Source organism: Nonomuraea phyllanthi (genome assembly GCF_006334985.2).
Classification (GTDB): Bacteria; Actinomycetota; Actinomycetes; order Streptosporangiales; family Streptosporangiaceae; genus Nonomuraea; species Nonomuraea phyllanthi.
This window is the reverse complement of the sequence record NZ_VDLX02000003.1, coordinates 283,440-300,550: the sequence shown is the minus strand read 5'-3', so window position 1 is coordinate 300,550 and position 17,111 is coordinate 283,440. Positions and strand designations below refer to the sequence as shown.

16 protein-coding genes and 1 tRNA gene are annotated in these 17,111 nt (G+C 72.8%); 7 read left to right on the top strand and 10 right to left on the bottom strand.

Going from position 1 to position 17,111, the window contains the following annotated elements:
• Window positions 1-26 precede the first annotated feature (26 nt).
• Entirely contained in the window at window positions 27-5,039 is a 5,013-nt protein-coding gene (locus tag FH608_RS10350; protein ID WP_226899317.1) for a tetratricopeptide repeat protein, read from the bottom strand.
• 157 nt (window positions 5,040-5,196) lie between these two features.
• Between FH608_RS10350 and FH608_RS10345 the strand changes: the two genes are divergently transcribed.
• The 3 genes from FH608_RS10345 to FH608_RS10335 all read left to right on the top strand — a co-directional run bounded on the left by FH608_RS10345 (window position 5,197) and on the right by FH608_RS10335 (window position 6,910).
• Window positions 5,197-5,745: a hypothetical protein gene (locus tag FH608_RS10345; RefSeq protein ID WP_139630201.1), complete on the top strand. Its 549-nt coding sequence runs from the start codon at window positions 5,197-5,199 to the stop codon at window positions 5,743-5,745.
• 33 nt (window positions 5,746-5,778) lie between these two features.
• Window positions 5,779-6,159, top strand: coding sequence for a hypothetical protein (locus FH608_RS10340; protein WP_139630200.1), 381 nt, complete (start codon window positions 5,779-5,781; stop codon window positions 6,157-6,159).
• Window positions 6,160-6,238: 79 nt separating this feature from the next.
• Window positions 6,239-6,910 carry a DUF6766 family protein gene (locus tag FH608_RS10335; RefSeq protein ID WP_139630199.1) on the top strand — a complete coding sequence of 224 codons (672 nt, stop codon included), beginning with the start codon at window positions 6,239-6,241 and terminating at the stop codon, window positions 6,908-6,910.
• Here FH608_RS10335 and FH608_RS10330 read toward each other — a convergent pair.
• The gene (locus FH608_RS10330) at window positions 6,844-7,683 is read right to left on the bottom strand and encodes a 1-aminocyclopropane-1-carboxylate deaminase/D-cysteine desulfhydrase (protein WP_139630198.1); all 840 of its coding nucleotides are present in this window, start codon (window positions 7,681-7,683) and stop codon (window positions 6,844-6,846) included. The genes FH608_RS10335 and FH608_RS10330 overlap by 67 nt on opposite strands.
• Before the next feature lie 45 nt (window positions 7,684-7,728).
• On the opposite strand from FH608_RS10330, the gene galK reads away from it, so the two are divergent.
• A complete protein-coding gene (gene galK / locus FH608_RS10325) occupies window positions 7,729-8,841 on the top strand; it encodes a galactokinase (RefSeq protein ID WP_139630197.1) in 1,113 nt (370 codons plus the stop codon).
• Window positions 8,842-8,881: 40 nt separating this feature from the next.
• Here galK and FH608_RS10320 read toward each other — a convergent pair whose 3' ends face one another.
• The 4 genes from FH608_RS10320 to FH608_RS10305 form a co-directional block, all read right to left on the bottom strand.
• Window positions 8,882-9,655, bottom strand: coding sequence for an enoyl-CoA hydratase-related protein (locus tag FH608_RS10320; protein WP_139630196.1), 774 nt, complete (start codon window positions 9,653-9,655; stop codon window positions 8,882-8,884).
• Window positions 9,656-9,698: 43 nt separating this feature from the next.
• Complete coding sequence (locus tag FH608_RS10315) at window positions 9,699-10,778, bottom strand: nitric oxide synthase oxygenase (protein ID WP_226899246.1); 1,080 nt, start codon at window positions 10,776-10,778, stop codon at window positions 9,699-9,701.
• A 251-nt stretch (window positions 10,779-11,029) separates the two neighbouring features.
• Window positions 11,030-11,641: a response regulator transcription factor gene (locus FH608_RS10310; RefSeq protein ID WP_139630194.1), complete on the bottom strand. Its 612-nt coding sequence runs from the start codon at window positions 11,639-11,641 to the stop codon at window positions 11,030-11,032.
• Complete coding sequence (locus FH608_RS10305) at window positions 11,629-12,768, bottom strand: sensor histidine kinase (RefSeq protein WP_193318334.1); 1,140 nt, start codon at window positions 12,766-12,768, stop codon at window positions 11,629-11,631. Before FH608_RS10305 ends, FH608_RS10310 begins: the two co-directional genes overlap by 13 nt.
• Before the next feature lie 76 nt (window positions 12,769-12,844).
• Here FH608_RS10305 and FH608_RS51365 point away from each other — a divergent pair, with 76 nt between their 5' ends.
• Both FH608_RS51365 and FH608_RS10295 read left to right on the top strand, forming a co-directional pair.
• Window positions 12,845-13,027, top strand: a complete 183-nt coding sequence (locus FH608_RS51365) for a hypothetical protein (protein WP_153261696.1) — start codon at window positions 12,845-12,847, stop codon at window positions 13,025-13,027.
• A 232-nt stretch (window positions 13,028-13,259) separates the two neighbouring features.
• Entirely contained in the window at window positions 13,260-13,757 is a 498-nt protein-coding gene (locus FH608_RS10295) for a hypothetical protein (RefSeq protein WP_139630192.1), read from the top strand.
• Between the two features lie 577 nt (window positions 13,758-14,334).
• Here the strand turns inward: FH608_RS10295 and FH608_RS10290 are convergent.
• A tRNA-Asn gene (locus FH608_RS10290) sits at window positions 14,335-14,406 on the bottom strand.
• Between the two features lie 125 nt (window positions 14,407-14,531).
• On the opposite strand from FH608_RS10290, the gene FH608_RS10285 reads away from it, so the two are divergent.
• Complete coding sequence (locus FH608_RS10285; protein ID WP_139630428.1) at window positions 14,532-14,849, top strand: YtxH domain-containing protein; 318 nt, start codon at window positions 14,532-14,534, stop codon at window positions 14,847-14,849.
• A 189-nt stretch (window positions 14,850-15,038) separates the two neighbouring features.
• Here the strand turns inward: FH608_RS10285 and FH608_RS10280 are convergent, their stop codons facing one another.
• The 3 genes from FH608_RS10280 to FH608_RS51360 are packed head-to-tail and all read right to left on the bottom strand — an operon-like array spanning window position 15,039 to window position 16,980.
• Window positions 15,039-15,515: a hypothetical protein gene (locus FH608_RS10280; protein WP_139630191.1), complete on the bottom strand. Its 477-nt coding sequence runs from the start codon at window positions 15,513-15,515 to the stop codon at window positions 15,039-15,041.
• Entirely contained in the window at window positions 15,512-16,786 is a 1,275-nt protein-coding gene (locus tag FH608_RS10275; RefSeq protein ID WP_193318333.1) for an amylo-alpha-1,6-glucosidase, read from the bottom strand. The genes FH608_RS10280 and FH608_RS10275 overlap by 4 nt, the downstream gene beginning before the upstream one ends.
• A gap of 32 nt (window positions 16,787-16,818) precedes the next feature.
• Window positions 16,819-16,980 carry a hypothetical protein gene (locus tag FH608_RS51360; RefSeq protein ID WP_193318332.1) on the bottom strand — a complete coding sequence of 54 codons (162 nt, stop codon included), beginning with the start codon at window positions 16,978-16,980 and terminating at the stop codon, window positions 16,819-16,821.
• Between the last annotated feature and the right edge of the window lie 131 nt (window positions 16,981-17,111).

Here is a 17,111-nt window from a genome sequence, read left to right as displayed (position 1 = left end):
TTGACTAGATGAGACTAATTGGTCATTTAATGTTGGGCAAGTTTGGAGAGCAGCGCCTCGGCCGACGGCCCGAACGACGGGTCGCCGGTCGCGACGGCGGTCGTCAGCAGCCGCCTGGCAGGCTCCAGGTCGCCCCGCTCGTACCGGATCTCCCCGAGCCGGAAGGCGGCCTCGGCCACCAGGTCGGCCTGCTCGGTCAGCCCCAGTGTCAGGTCGTAGTAGCGCAGGGCGCCGTCGCGGTCGCCGAGCCAGTAGCACAGCTCGCCCAGGTGCGCCGCCGCCAGGCCCGACTCCGGGTCCCCGGAGTCGATGACCCGCTGGTACCAGGTGAGTGCCTCGGGGAAGTCCCGGTTCCGCTTGGCCAGCGCGCCCAGGTACATCGCCGCGAGCGCGCCGATGTGCCCCTCGCCCTGCTCGACGCCGCGCAGGTACCACTCCCGCGCCTGACGCTCGTCCTCCTCGTGGTACGTCTGCCCGAGCGCGATCATGGCCCGCGCGGCGAGGTCGGCGTCACCGGCGTCGAGCACCCGCAGGTACGCCTCCCGGCCCTCGTCCACCTGCCCGGCCGCGACCAGCGTCTGCGCCAGCGTGGACAGCGCGATGGGCTCGCCGCCCGCGGCCGCCTCCCTGAGCGTGTCCAGCGACGCCTCGGTGTCACCGCGGCCGCCCTGCAGCATCCCGAGCAGGCTCCCGAACACCCCGGGCACCGGGCTGTCGGCGTCGGCCGCCGCCCGCCGCGCGACGTCGAAGAACGCCTCGTCCTCGCCCTCGCCGTCGAGCAGCTGCAGCAGCCGGCCGCCGGCGACGAACCGCACGTCCGCGTCGTCGTGCCCGCTGAGCCGTTCGTAGATCGCCCGCGCCCCGGCGTGGTCGCCCAGCCCGGCCAGGCGGTCGGCGAGCTCCACCTCGTCGAACGGCCCGCGCCCGACCAGCTCGTGGTACGCCCGCACGGCCGCCGGGTCGTCGCACTCCCCGGCCAGCTCGCGCGCCGTCTCCCCGGCCTCGTCCCCCATCAGCCGCAGGACGCGCAGGGCCTGCTCGTGCTCGCCGCGCCCGGCCGCCTGGTGGGCGAGGACGCGCAGGTTGTTCAGCGCCGTCTCGGAGCCGGCGAGCGCGGCGGCGGCGAACGCCTCGGCCGCTCCCAAATGGTCGCCCTCCTCGTGGAGCCAGACACCGAGGTGCACGCCGCCCCGTTCCACCGCGTCGGGGGCGCCGGACTCGACGGCCCGCCGTACCTCCCGCACGGCACCGGCCGGGTCGCCCAGCTCCCGCATGGTTCTGGCCAGGTCCACGCGGATGCCGGCCTCCGTCCCGGGGAAGCCGGTCTCCACGCCCCGCCGGTACATGAGCGCGGCGCCGTCCAGGTCTCCCCCGGCCCTGTACGCGTCGCCCCACGCCCAGTAGCCCATCGACACGGTCTCGGGGTCGCCGGTGGCGACCGCCCGCTCGGCCTCCCGCGCCACCGCGTCGTGGTCGCGCTCCATGAGCAGATGGGCGAGCAGGTGGCGCAGGCTCTCCAGGTCGCCGGCCGCCGCCCCGGCGGTCAGCGCCTCGCGCACGCCCTCGGCGTCGCCCCGGGCGCCGAGCAGGTCCGCCAGCACGACGGCGGTGCCGGGCATCGCGGCGCGGGCGGCCTCGACCGCCCCGTCGAGGTCGCCGCGGCGGTGGCGGACGACGGCGATGTTGCGCCACGCGGTCGCGGCCGTCTCCGCGTGCCGGGTGGCGGGCAGGGTGGCCAGCTCGGCCCGGCAGTGGTGGCCGGCCTCCGCGTGGATGGCGCCGAGGTCCACGGCGGCCTGCGCGGCGAGGCCGGGGTCGCCCAGGTCGGCGGCCACCTGGCAGAGCGCGGCGGCGGCGTGGTGGTCGTCCAGCCCGCGGGCCCGGTCGAGGGTCTCGGCGAGGGGTTCGGCCCTGGCCTCCTGGTCCACGGGGGTCAGCAGGCGGCGTACGGCTCCGGCGTCGTCGCCGTCGAGCGCCAGCAGCACCTCGGCCATCAGCTCCGACCCGGCGAACTCGGCCAGCGCCGCGACCGCGCCCTCCCTGTCGCCTTCGTCGGCCAGCACCCAGCCGCGCTCCTTGGCCGAGGCGGCGCCGAGCCGGACGCGGGCGACGGCGGCGCACCATTCGTCGTCGTCCAGGGCGGCGACCCGCTCGTAGGCGGCGCGGGCGTACTCGTGGTCGCCCGCCTCCGCCAGCGCCCTGCCGGCGGTGACGAGCGTCCCGGACGCGAGCTCGGGGGCCGCGGCGACGGCCCGCTCGAAAGCGGCCCGCGCCCCGGGCACGTCGCCGGTCCTGGCGAGCAGCTCGCCGAGCAACGCCGCCTCCTCCGCGCCCGAGACGGCCGGATCGTCGGCGGCTTCTGAGCCGGATCCGGGGCCGGGGCCGGGCGTGTCGAGGGCGGGTGACAGGAGGGTCAGGGCGCCCGCCAGGTCGCCCGAGTCGTGCAGCAGGCGGGCCAGCCGGACGGGCCAGGCGTCACCCACCTCCTCGGCCAGGACCTCCGCGGCCCCCTCGGCGTCCCCGCCGGCCACCAGAGCCTCGGCGAGCCGCATGGCCACGCCCTCCCTGCGCCCCGGGTCGAGCGCCTCGTGACCGAGCGCCGCCCGGTAGGCGCCGGCCGCCTCCGCGTGCCTCCCGAGCGCCTGCCGCGCCCGCCCGATGTCGAGCAGCGTCAGCGCGGCCAGCCGCTCGTCGCCGCCGTCCGCGACCCGTTCCCACGCCTCCAGCGCACCGGGCCTGTCGCCCGCGTCGTCGCGCAGCGCGCCCAGGTAGCAGCCGGCCTCCTGCCGGTAGCCGGGATGCCCGGCGGCCAGCACCAGCGAGAGCGCCGCGTCGGCGGCGGCCGTCTCGCCCAGCCGCTGCCAGGCGTGCGCGCTCTCCATGGCGAGCATGCTCACCAGCACGTCGAGGCCGTCCTCGCCGGCGGCCTCGATCGACTCCGCTGCGCCGCCGAAGTCCTGGTCCAGCAGGCACCGGCCGAAGCGGCCCATCGCGCCGCCCGCCGACTCGAAGGCCGTCCTCGCCGCGGCCAGGTCGTCGAGCCTGACCCGGTGCAGCCCGAGCAGCCAGGCGTTGCGCCGGCGGTCGTCCTCGGAGGGCTCATCCCGCATGAGCCGCTCGTTCAGCCGGCACGCGGCCAGCAGGTCGCCCTGCTGCTCGTACACCGCCGCCAGGGCGCCCGCCGCCTCGGCGCGCAGCCCGTGGTTGCGGCTCTCCAGGGCCACCGTGTACGAGGCCCGCGCCTCACTAGGGTCGCGCTCCGCCACGAGCCCGCCCAGCGCGCCCCCCACCCAGGGCGCCAGCGCGGGGTGGCCCTCGGTCCGCGCCCGGCGCAGCAGCTCGGCCGCCTCGTTCGCGTCGGACAGCACGTCCTTGCAGATCACCGCCGTGTACGACAGCGCCAGCGGATCCCCGGATTCGGCGGCCTGCTGGAACAGGCCGGCCACGTCTGACAGGTCGTAGCCGATGGAGGCCAGCACCTGGGCGAACACGGCGGTGCCGATCGCGGCGACGGCCGGGTCAGCGTGGTCCATGGTCGCGCGGTAGCGGGCCAGCCCCTCCTCCCTGCCGAGCCGCTGGTGGTCCAGCATCGCCGCCAGCACGGGATGGAGCCGCTCGCCGGACTCGCGCAGCAGGTGCAGCAGGAACTCCGCGTTGAAGCCCTGGAGCACGTCGTCGCCCTCGGCCACGTACGCCAGCAGTTCGTCCGCCTGCTCCAGGTCGCCCGCGCCGATCTCCAGCTCGGCCAGCGTCACCATGGCCCTGAGCGACTGCGTGGGCGCGCCCGAGTCGGCGGCGGCGCGCAGCAGCCGCCTGGCCCCGTCCAGGTCGCCCTCCCGCAGGCGGGCCAGCCCGGCGTCGGTGTCCTGGAGCGCCTGCTCCTCGACGGGGTCGGCGAGCGGCTGCTGCCGGGCGGCGTGCTCCAGCAGCAGCGACGCCTTGAACGCGGCGTCGGGGTCGTCGTGCCCGGTCGCGAACCGGGCCAGCTCCATGACGTCGTCGTACGCCTCCGGGTGCTGTTCGAGCAGCAGGCCGAGCAGCGTGACGCAGACCGACGCCCACTCGTCCTCCCCCGCCTCCAGCACGGCCCGCAGCGCGGCCAGCGCCTCGGCCGTCTCGCCCGCCTCGGTGTGCATCTGGGCCAGGCAGGCCTGGGCCTCCACGACGTACTCGCGGTGGCCGCTGGCGATCACCCGGCGGAAGATCGCCTTCGTCTCCTCCTCGTCGCCGAGCGAGGCGGTCACCTTGGCCAGCTCGATCAGCGACGGCAGCCGCAGCTCCGGCCTGGGGTCCTCGGCGGCCACGCGGTAGGCGGCGGCGGACTCGGCGTACTCGCCGAGGTCCACCAGCACGGCGCCGAGCAGCTTGTGCGCCATGGCCAGGTGGTCGGGGTGCCCGACGGCGATGGCGTGCTCGCACACCTGCCTCGCCTGCTCGAACTCCTCCTCCTCGGCGTAAATCTGGTAGAGGCGGAACGCCGACAGCGACACGACATCGGGATCGCCGCAGGTCAGCAGGGCGCGGTAGTCGTCCTCGTCCTCCGCCTGCTCGTAGAGGTCGCGGGCGGAGGCCGGGTCCTGCTCGAACTCGGGCAGCTCCAGCCGCGCGGCCAGCTCCGCCACCGCCGGGCTGTCACACCTGCGGGCCCGTTCCAGCGCCTCCTGCGCGCCCTCCGCGTCGCCGAGTTGGGTGCAGACCAGCACCAGCGCCGTGTCGGCGAGCGCGGCCACCTCGAAGTCGGCGCCGTCCGAGGCGATCGTCAGCACCCGGTGCGCGGCCGGCCACTCCGTGGCGTTGACCAGCATCATGCCCATGGCGATGGCCGAGCGCTGCCCGAACACCGGGTCGCCCGACTGGATCACCGACCGGTGCGCCGCCTCGGCGCCGTCCAGGTCGCCCTGTTCCTGCAGCAGCCCGGCCAGGAGATGGGACGCCTCCGGGTCCCCCGTGGCCGCGATCTGCCTGAACAGCGCGGCCGCCGCGTCGAGGTCTCCCGCCTTCCAGTGACTCATGGCCACGTCGAGCTGCTCTGACGCCATCACTCACCCCAATGTCATCCAACAATGTGAAAAAACTACACATCCGTCACCTCCGTCACAGTGCATTCCGAAATCACGGTTCATTCCGGGATCCCCTGGCTCGCTGAACTCGCGCCCTCGCGCCACGAAGCCGGGGGAGCGTCGTAGCGTAGGGTCCATGGGCAGAGCGTTCTGGATCGATCAGGAGTTCGACAGGGACCGTGACGGGCGCTATGCCGTACACGTGCGCAAGAACCTTGAAGAGTTCGACTGGGGCGACATCGCCCCCGTCAGGTTCGCGTGCGCGGCGTGGCGACTGGCCACGCCGCCGTCGCTGGACCCCGGCTACGTGCGGTGGGACCGGCGCGTCCTCGACGCCACCTGCGACCGCAACACCTGGGACGGCTCTCTCTACGCCCGCGTCAGGGTGGTCTCGCCGCTGCCCGAGCAGTTGACGCGGTCGCGGGCCTGGTGGCGCGACCGGGGCTGGCTGGGCTGGCAGGAGATCTTCGGCCAGTACGTCGAGCCGACCCAGCAGGACCTCGCCAGGCACCCGTTCCTGCGGGCCTCGCTGCTCCTGGAGGTGCCGGTGCCGCTCGACGACCTGCCGCCCGAGCCCGAGGGGCCGCATGACGAGGTCGAGCAGAGCGCGCACCGGGCGGTGACGGTGCTGGTCAGGGAGCTCAACGCGCTGGTGTCGCCGGTGCTCGACCAGCTGGGCGCATAGCATACGCGGATGATCTGCGGGTAGCAGTGCCCCATGAGGACCCTGCTCATCGTAGCGGCGCTGGCACTGGCCGTCGCCGGCTGCGCCCCCGACACGGCCGCCCCGGCGCGGGCGGCCGAACGGTTCCACGAGGCTGTCTCCGCCCACCGCGAGGACGCCGCGTGCTCGATGCTCACGCGCAAGACCGCAGAGAAACTCCCCGACCCTGGCCAGACCTGCGCCGAGGCGCTGCGCGAGGTGAAGCTCGGCCCCGGCGGCGCCGTCACGGCGGTCAGCGTGTGGGGCGAGGCCGCGCAGGTGCGGCTGGCCGGCGACACGCTCTTCCTGCACCGGTTCTCCGACGGCTGGCGGATCAAGGCCGCCGGGTGCCGGCCGGTACGCGACCTCCCCTACGACTGCGAGGTGGAGGACTGATGCGGGTGATGTTCACGCTGACCGCGCTCGTGATCGTGGTCGGCCTGGCGTGGTTCTTCGCGATGGGGTGGTCGCGACTGTGAGGTGGCTCAAGGAGAACTCCCTGGCCCTGGCCTTCCTGATCATGTTCTTCCTGGCGCTGGGCGGGCAGGCGCTGGCCGGCATGCTCGACTACAACGACCGCCAGCTCGCCGAGGGCGCCGAGCCGGTGTCGTTCGCGCACTATGTGGCGTCCAGCTCGTTCGCGGTCGACGTGGCGGAGAACTGGCAGTCCGAATACCTGCAGTTCTTCCTGTTCATCGTGATGACCGTCTGGCTCGTGCAGAAGGGCTCGCCCGAGTCCAAGAAGGTGGACGAGGCGGGCGCGGAGTCCGAGGAACAGCAGAGGATCGGCCCCTACGCCGGCCCCGACTCGCCCCGGTGGGCGCGCGCCAAGGGGCCTCGGCTCTGGCTGTTCAGCAACTCCCTCGGGCTCGTGATGGGGACCATCTTCCTGCTGTCCTGGCTGGCGCAGTCGGTGGCGGGCCAGGCCTCCTACAACTCCGACCGGCTCGGCGACCTGCGCGACCCGGTCTCCTGGAGCTCGTACGTGACCTCGCCCGACTTCTGGGACCGCAGCCTGCAGAACTGGCAGTCGGAGCTGCTCGCCGTGCTGTCGATGGTGGTGCTCTCGATCTACCTGCGTCAGCGGGGCTCGCCCGAGTCGAAGCCGGTCGGAACTCCCCACGCGGCCACGGGCGTGCAGGGCTGACCGGTGATCACGGCGACGACGCGGGTGCCCGGGGCGAACGCGCCGCGCCGGGCCAGGTCGAGGATGCCGTAGAGCATCTTGGCCACGTACACGCCCTCGACACGATATTTCCCGATGAAGCGGTCCAGGGCGGGCGTTGACTTCGCGTATCCGCCGAAGTGGTAGTCGAGGTTGATCTCCCAGTTCGACCACGTGCGCCCGTACGCCTCGCGCTGGAGCCTCGCCACCTCACCGGCGAGGAACCCCGCCCCCTTCAGCACCGCGAACCCGATCGCCCGCCTGCCCGGCGGCAGCCCCGCCGCGATCCCGGCCAGCGTCCCGCCGGTCCCGGCCGGGCAGCAGACGACGTCGTACTCCCCGGCGATCTCCCCCGGCAGCTCGGCGCAGCCCCGTACGGCCGCCGCGTTGCTCCCGCCCTCGGGCAGGATCGCCACGTCGTGCCCCCAGCGCGCCCGCAGCCGCGCCAGCACCTCCTCGGTGTGCTTGCGCCGGTACGTCGCCCGGTCGAGGTAGGTCAGGGTCATCCCGCACGCCTTCGCGTAGGCGAGCGACGGGTTCAGCGGGAGGTGCTCCTCGCCCCGGATCACCCCGATGGTGTCGATCCCGTGGCGCCGGCCCGCTTCCGCCACGGCCCTGATGTGGTTGGAGTAGGCGCCGCCGAAGGTCAGCAGCCGGGAGTGGCCGAGGTTGTACTTGAGCTTGCGCGGCTTGTTGTCGTCGTGCATCAGGAACACCCGGACGTCCCCGAGCCCTGGATCCAGGAACTCCTCCATGGCGCGCTAGTCTACGGTCGGGCCCCTGTTGAGGAGTGTTGGATTATGCGCGTTGTTGAAGCTTTTCGTGCCGCCTTTGGCGCGTCCCCCGAAGCGGTCTGGCGCGCGCCGGGCCGGGTCAACCTGATCGGCGAGCACACCGACTACAACGACGGCTTCGTCCTCCCCTTCGCCGTGCCGTGGGGCGTCACGGCCGCCGTCACCCCGCGCGCGGACCGTACGATCCGGCTGCTGTCCCTCCAGTCCCCCGGCGAGACCCTCACGCTGGCCGGCCACGACGAGGCGCGGGGCTGGGCCCGCTACGTCGTCGGCGTCTTCGAGATGCTCGGCGACCGGGTCGCCGGGGCCGACGTCGCCATCGACGGCGACGTCCCGGCCGGCGCGGGCCTCAGCTCCAGCGCCGCCCTCGAGGTCTCCGTCGCCTCCGCGCTCAACGACCTCCACGACCTCGGCATGACGCCCATGGAGCTCGCCCTGCTCAGCCAGAAGGCCGAGAACGACTTCGTCGGCATGCCCTGCGGCATCATGGACCAGGCCGCCTCGGCGCTGTGCGAGGAGGGGCACGCGCTGTTCCTCGACTGCCGCTCGCTCGGCTCCCGCAACATCCCGCTCGACCTGGCCTCCCACGGGCTGAGCATGCTCATCATCGACACGCAGGTCCACCACGAGCACGCGAACGGCGAGTACGCCAAGCGCCGCGCCGAGTGCGAGTCGGCCGCCCGCAAGCTCGGCGTCCCGGCCCTGCGCGACGTCACCGACCTGGCGGCGGCCCTGGAGCAGCTGCAGGGCGACGAGCGCAAGCGCACCATGCACGTCGTCACCGAGAACCACCGCGTGGAGGCCCTCGTCGGCCTGCTGCGCGCGGGAGCCGTCACCGAGATCGGCGCGCTCATGAACGCCTCGCACCTGTCGCTGCGCGACCAGTACGAGGTGACGTCGCCGGAGCTCGACGTGGCCGTGGAGGCCGCCGTCAAGGGCGGGGCCCGCGGCGCCCGCATGACGGGCGGCGGCTTCGGCGGCTCGGCCATCGCGCTGGTGCCGGTGGAGCGCCTGCCCGAGGTGGAGAAGACGGTGTCGGACGCCTTCGCGGAGCACGGCTTCCAGGCTCCCCGCTTCCTGCCCGCCACCGCGGCCCCGGGCGCCCACCGGCTGGCGTGACCCCTGCGGGACCGCCTACGGCACGGCGGGGCGGGCGCGCTTAGAGCGGCGGGAAGCGGGGCGGCCGGCGCTCCAGGAAGCTCGCGACCCCCTCGGCGAAGTCGGGGCGCCGGAAGGAGGCCATCATCTCCTCGACGGCCGCCGCCGACGACGCCTCCAGGGTGGCGTCCCAGTCGCGCCACACCTGCCGCTTGATCACCGCCATCGACGCCGGGGAGCTGGAGGCCGCCAGTTCCCGCGCGTACGCCTGAGCCTCCGCCAGCACCGACTCCCCCGCGACCACCCGGTTGACCAGCCCCAGCTCGTACGCCTCGGACCCGGTGAACACCCGCCCCGACAGCAGCACGTCCATGGCCCGCTGCTGCCCCATGATCCGGGGCAGGATCCAGGACAGCCCGTACTCGGCGACCAGCCCCCGGCGCGAGAAGGCCGTGGTCCACTTCGCGTCCGCGGCCGTGAGGACCAGGTCGCAGACGAGCGCGTGCACCATGCCCAGCCCCGCGCAGGCGCCGTTGACGGCGGCCACGATCGGCTTGCCGACGGTCGTCGGGAACGTGTTGGGCCGCGGGTCGGGCTTCTCGGCGTAGGTGCCGCTCTGGATGGCGGCCAGCGCCTTGAGGTCCGCCCCCGAGCAGAATCCCTTGCCGGCGCCCGTGACCACCACGGCCCGCACCTCCGGATCCTTCTCCGCCTCGGCCAGCAGGTCGAAGTAGCGCCGCCCCATGGCCGGCGTCCACGCGTTCAGCGTGTCGGGACGGTTGAAGGTCAGGGTGAGCACGCCCTGGTCGACCGATGAGAGCACGAGTTCCACCATGCCCCAACCGAACCATGTTCTAGCCGCGGAGCGCAAGGAGCGCCTAGCGGTGGTGGACGAACGCCGGGGTCAGGACGCGGGTGTCGTAGTAGCGGTGGAAGACGGGGGTCGCGCTGCCCGACAGCGGGGGCACGATCCACGACCAGTCCGCCGGGCACACCCGCCCGGCCTTCTCCTCCTTCGACAGGTGGGTCAGGAACCGGCGCGACTCGGTGTGGTGGTCGGTCATCGTCACCCCCGCCCGCTCGAACGAGTGCAGCACCGCCACGTTCAGCTCCACCAGCGCGTGGTCGCGCCACAGGGACCGCTCGGTCGAGGTGTCCAGCCCCAGCCGGTCCGCGACCACCTTGAGCTGGTCGTACCTGTCGCCGTCCGCGAGGTTGCGGGCGCCGATCTCGGTGCCCATGTACCAGCCATTGAAGGGCGCGCACGGGTAGCAGATGCCGCCGATCTCCAGGCACATGTCCGAGATGGCCGGTACGGCGTGCCAGCGCAGCCCCAGCTCCGCGAACCAGGCGTACTCGGGATGGACCAGCGGCACCTCCAGCACGGCGTCCCCCGGCACGTTGCACAGGATCGGCTCGCCCAGGCTCGGCTGGATGACCAGCGGCAGCACCTCGAACCGCTCGCCCCTGCCGCGCCAGCCCATCGACTCGGCCAGCTCGGTGAGCCGCACGTTGCGCGGGTCGCCCACGACGCCGCCGCCGGGGACGCGGTGTCCGGCGTACCGGATGAGCTGGTCGTTGAGGACCCGGGGGCCGGGCAGCGCGGGTGTGTCGGGCGGCAGCACCGTGACGGTGGGCCTAATCTTGCCGTTCCCGGTGGCCTCGCGCAGGTGGGCCACGCATTCGAGGGCCACCCCCTCGGCCGTGGTCACCTGCCTGCGGTCGCGGACCTTCAGCGAGTGCCAGTAGAGCCGGCCGATGCACCGGTTGCTGTTGCGCCAGGCCACCCGGGCGCCGAACTCGAGCTCCTCGTAGGTGTGCGTGTAGGTGCCGTGGCGGGCCACGTCTCTCGTGACGTCGCGCAGGCGGGCCGCCAGGCCCCCGGCCTTGGGGTTCTCGGTGTGGAAGAGCCTGATGAAACGCTCCGCCTCGCGGAGGTCGGTGGTTCGCTCGATCACCCTCTGCACGGCGAGGGCATCGAAGGGACGCAGGGTCGTCATCCAGGTACGCACGCGGCAATCAACATTTCTCCGTCATCGGATCGCCCCGCCGGTTCCGGGTCGGCGGCACGTCCTTCCGGCGGCGCCCTCTCCTCACCACCGTCACGACCTACCCGCGGCTACGGCCCCTGAGGACCGGTGGCCCCATCTTTCCCCGCCGCCCCCACGTTTGTCCCGCCAAACGATGAAATGCCGGTAGGAGGCTGGGATCAGGGGCGGCGGCGTACGAGGCCGAGGTCGAGGGCGGCCAGCACCGCCGAGGTGCGGTCGGAGACGCCCAGCTTGCCGTACACCCGCAGCAGATACGTCTTCACCGTGGCCTCCCCGATGTACAGCCGCCTGCCGATCTCCGCGTTCGTCAGCCCCTCGGCCACCAGTTCCAGGACCTCCCGCTCGCGCGCCGACAGCACCGGCGCGGCCTGCCGGTGGGCCAGCCGCGCCGCGACGGAGGGCGAGAGCACCGTCTCGCCGCGCGCCGCCGCCCGCACGGCCCGCGCCAGGTCGGCCCTGGACACGTCCTTCAGCAGGTAGCCGGCCGCCCCCGCCGACACGGCCCGCAGGATCTCCCCGTCCTCCTCGTACGTCGTCAGGACGACAACCCGCCGGCCGGGGCCGAGCCGTTCGATGGCGCTCACCCCGTCGCCGCCGGGCATGCGCAGGTCCATGAGGATCACGTCGGGCCGCAGCCGGGGCTCGACCGCCACGGCCTCGTCCCCGCACCCGGCCTCGCCGACGACCTCGATGTCGGGCTCGGCCTGGAGCATGCCGCGCAGCCCCTCGCGCACGACGGGGTGGTCGTCCACGATCATCACCCTGAGCACGGCAGCTCCACCGCGATCGTGGTGCCCCCGCCGGGACGGCCGATGATCGCGACCGTCCCGCCGAGCCGGGTCACCCGTCCGCGCATCGCGCGCAGGCCGTAGCCGTCGGCGACGGCCTCGGGGTCGAAGCCGCGGCCGTCGTCGCTGATCGACATGCGTACGGAGGAGCCGGGGTCGTGCTGGAGCGCCAGCCGTACGCTCCGCGCTCCTGCGTGCTTGCGGACGTTGGCCAGCCCCTCCTGCGCGGCCCGTACCAGCGCCTCCGCCACGGCGCCCGGCACGTCGGCGGCGCCCGCGACGCTGACCTCCACGGGCAGCTCGAACCCCCTGGCCAGCCGCTCCAGCGCCTCCTCCAGCGAGGCACCCTCCAGCGCGGGCGGCGCGAGGGCGGCGATGAGCGCCCGGGTCTCGGCGAGGTTGTCCCGGGAGATCTGCATGGCCCGCGTGACGCGCGGGTCGCGGTCCCCCGCGGCCTGCAGCACCATGAGGATGCTCGCGAACCCCTGCGCCAGCGTGTCGTGGATGTCCCCGGCCAGGCGCTCGCGCTCGGCCAACCGCCCCGCCTCCTGGCTCACCTCGGCCAGCTCCTCTCGGGTGCGGTCGAGCTCCTCGATCAGGCGGGCCCGCTCGGTGTTCTGGCGCCCGAGCCGGTCGATGAACACCCCCAGCAGCGAGCTGACGGACAGCCCCAGCACGATCGCCATGATGATCATCAGGGGATGCGTGCCGAGCTCCGACATGAGGTGGATGGTGGGGCCGATGAACAGCGCGATCATCGCCGCCACCGCCCGCGCCGCCCGCAGCGCCATGAACGTCATGGGGACGAGCGCGGACAGTGCGACGGACGACGCCGACGCGAGCAGGTCGGCGGCGGTGAACAGGACGAGCACCACGGCGACGAGCCACCAGCTCTCCCTGATGGGCGCGACCGGCGCCCGCACCGCCCTGCGGCCCCACGCCGCGTAGGAGACGGTGATCCCGAGCAGGAGCACGATGGCGACCGGTGACCCGCCGTCGAGGACGATGGCGATGATGGTCGCCACCAGCACCATCGCGAAGTACGCGTCCCAGAAGGGGTAGGAACGCGACCAGGCGTTGTCCGCCCGCGCGGCGACGGGGCCACCCATGATCGGCATTTTACCCACGGACATGTCCACCGATCAGTGGATACACCGGGGCATTCGGTGACGTGATCGTAGAGGTATGAACCAGAAGGCGTATCTCCGCATGATGCTCGTCGTCACCGTGGCCTACGGGGTGCTGATCGCGCTGCTCGCGATGTTCGGGGTGGGCGGCATCGGGGTCGTGGCCATCGTCGGCGGGATCATCGTCGGCCTCGGCTGGGCGCTCACCGGCGTCCTGGCCAAGCGCGACCCCACCACCTGACCCAGGCGGGCGGTGACGTGCCCAGCCGTACCCCTGACCCAGGCGGGCGGTGACGGCGTGCCCAGCCGTACCCCGGACGCGGCATGGGCCTGTCGATCACGGAGGTGTGACGCTCTGCGATAGTTGAGGCATTCGCCCCGAGGACATGGAAGACACGGATACGGCACCCGATCAGCCGCACCGTCGCGGCCGGACAGCGCCCTCACGCCGGTGGCGGCGTGCCGCGTTGGCGGTGCCGCCACTCGCGGTGCTCGCGTACGCGCTGTTCGCCGTGCACGTCTCGCTGTCGAACGCCCACACCCACCACGAGTCGCACGCGTGCCGCTGGATCCCGCTGCCGTGGACCATATGGGCCACCAGCTACGGCGGGCTCCTGGCGGCGCTGGGAGCCGTCGTGCTGTGGATCGCCCTGTGGCGGTGGGCGCGGGCGCGCGGCCGGGATCCAGGTGCCACGTGGCAGGGGCGGCTGGCCGGCGGGTTCGCGATGGTGGGCGGGCTGGCCGTGCTGGTGCTCGCCGGCGCCGTCGTCCTGACCCATCTCGAGTCGGCCGAGATCGCTGCCAGGCCGGGCCCGATGTGCGAGGGGCTCGGACGGGGTCCTTACCAGGCCTTCATGAGCGCGCTGTCCGGCACCCCCGCGGATCTGACCACTGACTTCGACCGGACGGGAGACGGCCAGACTTTGATGGCGGCCAGGAACACGGAGGCCGCGAACGGCGGTGAGGGGTGACCACGGTCGCCGGTCTGGACGCGGCAGGCGGGCAGGCCCCCTTCCGCCTCAGCAACGTGAGCCCGTGACCTGAATTGCGCGCCTTCTCAGCTTGGCGGCGCGTGCGGCCCATCAGGGCCGCTCACACGTCGCACGGCTACTCCATCGATACAGGGGTTGCTGACGCGCGCGATCCGCATGGCCGAGAAGCGCGAACTCATCGGCCGCAACGTCTCAGCCCTGTGAGACACCGTCCGGGCAAGAGGGACAGCCGAGTAGGTCGCTCACACTGGAGCAGGGCGTGGCCGTCCTGAGAGTGTGCGAGGGCGAGAAATTCGGCGCGTACGTCATCACATCGCTTCTCCGTGGAACGTATCGCTGATCTCGTCGGACACTCGACACCCCACCACCACGCGAACCGTCTACCGGCACCAGATCAGGCCGGTTCTTGTCCACGGAGCCGAAGCCATGGACGCGGTCTTCGGGAACGGCGGCCAGGCCGGGTAGTGGCTCCCCTGTTGGCTCCCGGAACGACTCAGGCCCTCCCACCTGTTGCCGGTGAGAGGGCCCGAGCTACCAACCTCTTAGTTGATCACAGCTCCCGCGATAGGACTCGAACCTATAACCTGCCGGTTAACAGCCGGCTGCTCTGCCGTTGAGCTACGCGGGATCGGCGTCTGCGCACTTCGCCGGGGCTGTTGGGCCCCGTTGTCGCGCGCAGGAATAGATTAGCGCACTCCTGGAGTGCGTGTCGCATCGTATGTGGGGTAGGGCCGGAGACAGCGGAGGTGCATGATGCGTTATCGGATGACGTTCGCTGTCGGTCTGGCGGTCGGCTACGTGCTGGGCAGCCGGGCGGGGCGCGAGCGGTACGAGCAGATCAAGCGGGCGGCGCAGCGCGTGGCCGACAACCCGAGGGCTCAGGAGTTCGCGGGGGCCATGGGCGCGCAGGCCTCGAAGCTGGCGGAGATGGCCAGGACGAAGGTGGGCGGCACGTTCCAGCAGCGCGTCCCGTTCCTGGGGGCCGAGCGGTCCGAGCCCGACACGGGCACCGGCTGGCCGGACGAGGAGGTCGTGGAGAAGAAGGCGCGCGAGAGCGGCATTCCGTACTGACCGCCTGAGCACGGGCATGGGCGCGCGCGTCCCGGGCGTGGCGTCGCTCGTCGGTGTGCGTGCGTCCGGGCATGTCGGACGCCCATCCCCCTTCCGGGGTATGTCAGATGCCTATAGTGCGGTCCGGGCGTGTCAGATGCCCATTCCCCCGCCCGGGCGTGTCAGACGCCCATGGTGCGGCCGGGCGTGTCAGACGCCCATGCTGCGCCGCAGTCCCTCCAGGGCCTGTTCGGCCTGCGCGCGCAGGCCGGGGTCCTCGGGGTCGAGGCCGTCGTCGAAGACGAGGGTCCAGCCGAGCACCTCGCCGCCGGGCCGCCGCCGGGCCACCAGTCGCACGCCGCCCCTTCCGGGCAGCTTGACGTGCTTGTTGACCACGATGGTGGAGTTGACGCGCTCGCGCACGGTCTCGGGCACGAGCCGCGGCTCGGTGACCTTCGCGGCGTGCCAGAGGCCGTCGGTGGTGAGCACCTTCACGCCGTCCTCGTCCCACGACGCCCTGTCGATCTCCTCGTACGGCAGCCGCGTGCCGTCGGTGAGGTAGAGGGCGAGGTTCGTGGCCACGACGTAGCCGGAGTCGGCGCCGGCGGCGAAGGTCAGCACCCGCTCCCCGCGCTCGGTGGGCAGGGCCTTGCGCACGTCGGCGGGCAGGCGGTGGAAGATGCTCATTCCCCCACGGTATCGGCGAGCAGGTCGAGGGTGAGCGCCGCACTCCACGAGAAGTCGCGGCAGCCGCGCCCGCTGCCGTCGAACGGGTCGAAGCACTCGCGGAAGCCGGCCTGCCGGACCAGGCGCAGGGTGCCGTTGGCGAGCTGCCGCCCGAGGTGGTCGAGCGAGTGCACGGCGGCGGCCCTGCGCAGCAGCCAGTTGGTGTTGACCCAGGAGGGTCCGCGCCAGTAGCGGGTGCGGTCGAACTGGGCGGCGCGGATCTCGCAGCTCGGCACGGGATAGCCGGTCGCCCCCATGAACCTGGCCGACTCCAGCACGTCCAGGGCGGCCCGCAGGTGGTCACCGGGCAGCCCGGGGTCGAGGAGCGGCCCGAAGGCGCCCACCGTGCACACCCGGATCAGCCGGTCGGCCCGCAGGTCGCGGGCGTAGAAGCAGCCGTCCCAGAGGCGGTCGAGCAGGGCGTGCCTGATGCGCTCGGCCCGCTCGACATGCGGAGCGGGGTCGGCGCCCGCCAGGGGCGCCAGCTCGGCCAGGGCCTGGCAGGAGGCCAGCCAGATCCCGTTGAACATCGGGTCCTCGATCGCGAACGGGTGCTCGTCGCGCAGGTACTCGGCGCGGTATCCGGCGTCCCGGTAGCTCATGGCGAGCCAGACGTAGCGGTCGTGGTCGCTCTGGGGGTGGCGTTCGGCCAGCTCGACGTTGCGGTGGCCGAGCCTGGTCGCGGGGAGGGCGGCCAGCGCGTCGTCCCAGGACGGGCTGTCGTCCATGCCCGACTCCCAGGGGTGCACGATGGCGGCCAGGCCGGCGCCGCCGAGGTCGCGGGCCGCGGAGAGGTAGGCGTGCTGGGCCACCAGCGCCGGATACGTCCTGCGTACGAACGCGACGTCGCCGGTGTGCCGGTAGAGCCACCACAGGGCCAGCGCGTGCAGCGGCGGCGAGGTGAGCCCCGAGGTCAGCACGCGCGGCGCGGCCGCGTGCTCCTGGGAGCGCCACACGGATGGGCCGGGGAAGTACGCCTCCCGGGTGTGGAAGACGATGTGCGGCACCATGCCGGTGGCCCACTGGCCGCGCAGCAGGCTGAGCAGCTCGTCGCGGGCCCGGTCGGGCCGGTGCCGGGCCAGGCCGATGACGACGAAGGCGGAGTCCCAGCTCCATTGGTGCGGGTAGAGACCCGGCGCGGGCACGGTGCCCGTGCCCGTCCAGTTCGCCTCGAGCACGGCCAGCGCCTCGCGCCCGAGCGCGGCATCGTCGACCGCCGGCCGCGCCTCCATCACCCAACTATGACGTGGGATCCTTCAAGACGCTATGTCCTACTGGTCCACCACTTCGACACGAACGTGACGCCGAGCGCGACGGCGCCGATGATGAGCGCCCACTTGAGCAGCGTGAGAGCGAGGCCCACGAGGGGGCCGAGGAGCACGAGCGCGGCCACGACCGCCGCGATGATCAGCAGAATTCGTCCCATATCTGCAACGGTAAGCGCCCGTTTAAGCGATTTGCAGGCGAGACAGGGTTGAATCAGGGACAAGTCAGGGTCCTCCCTACCCTTGGAACCAACCGGCCGGACCCCTCCGTTGAGCCGGTAGCGACAAGCGG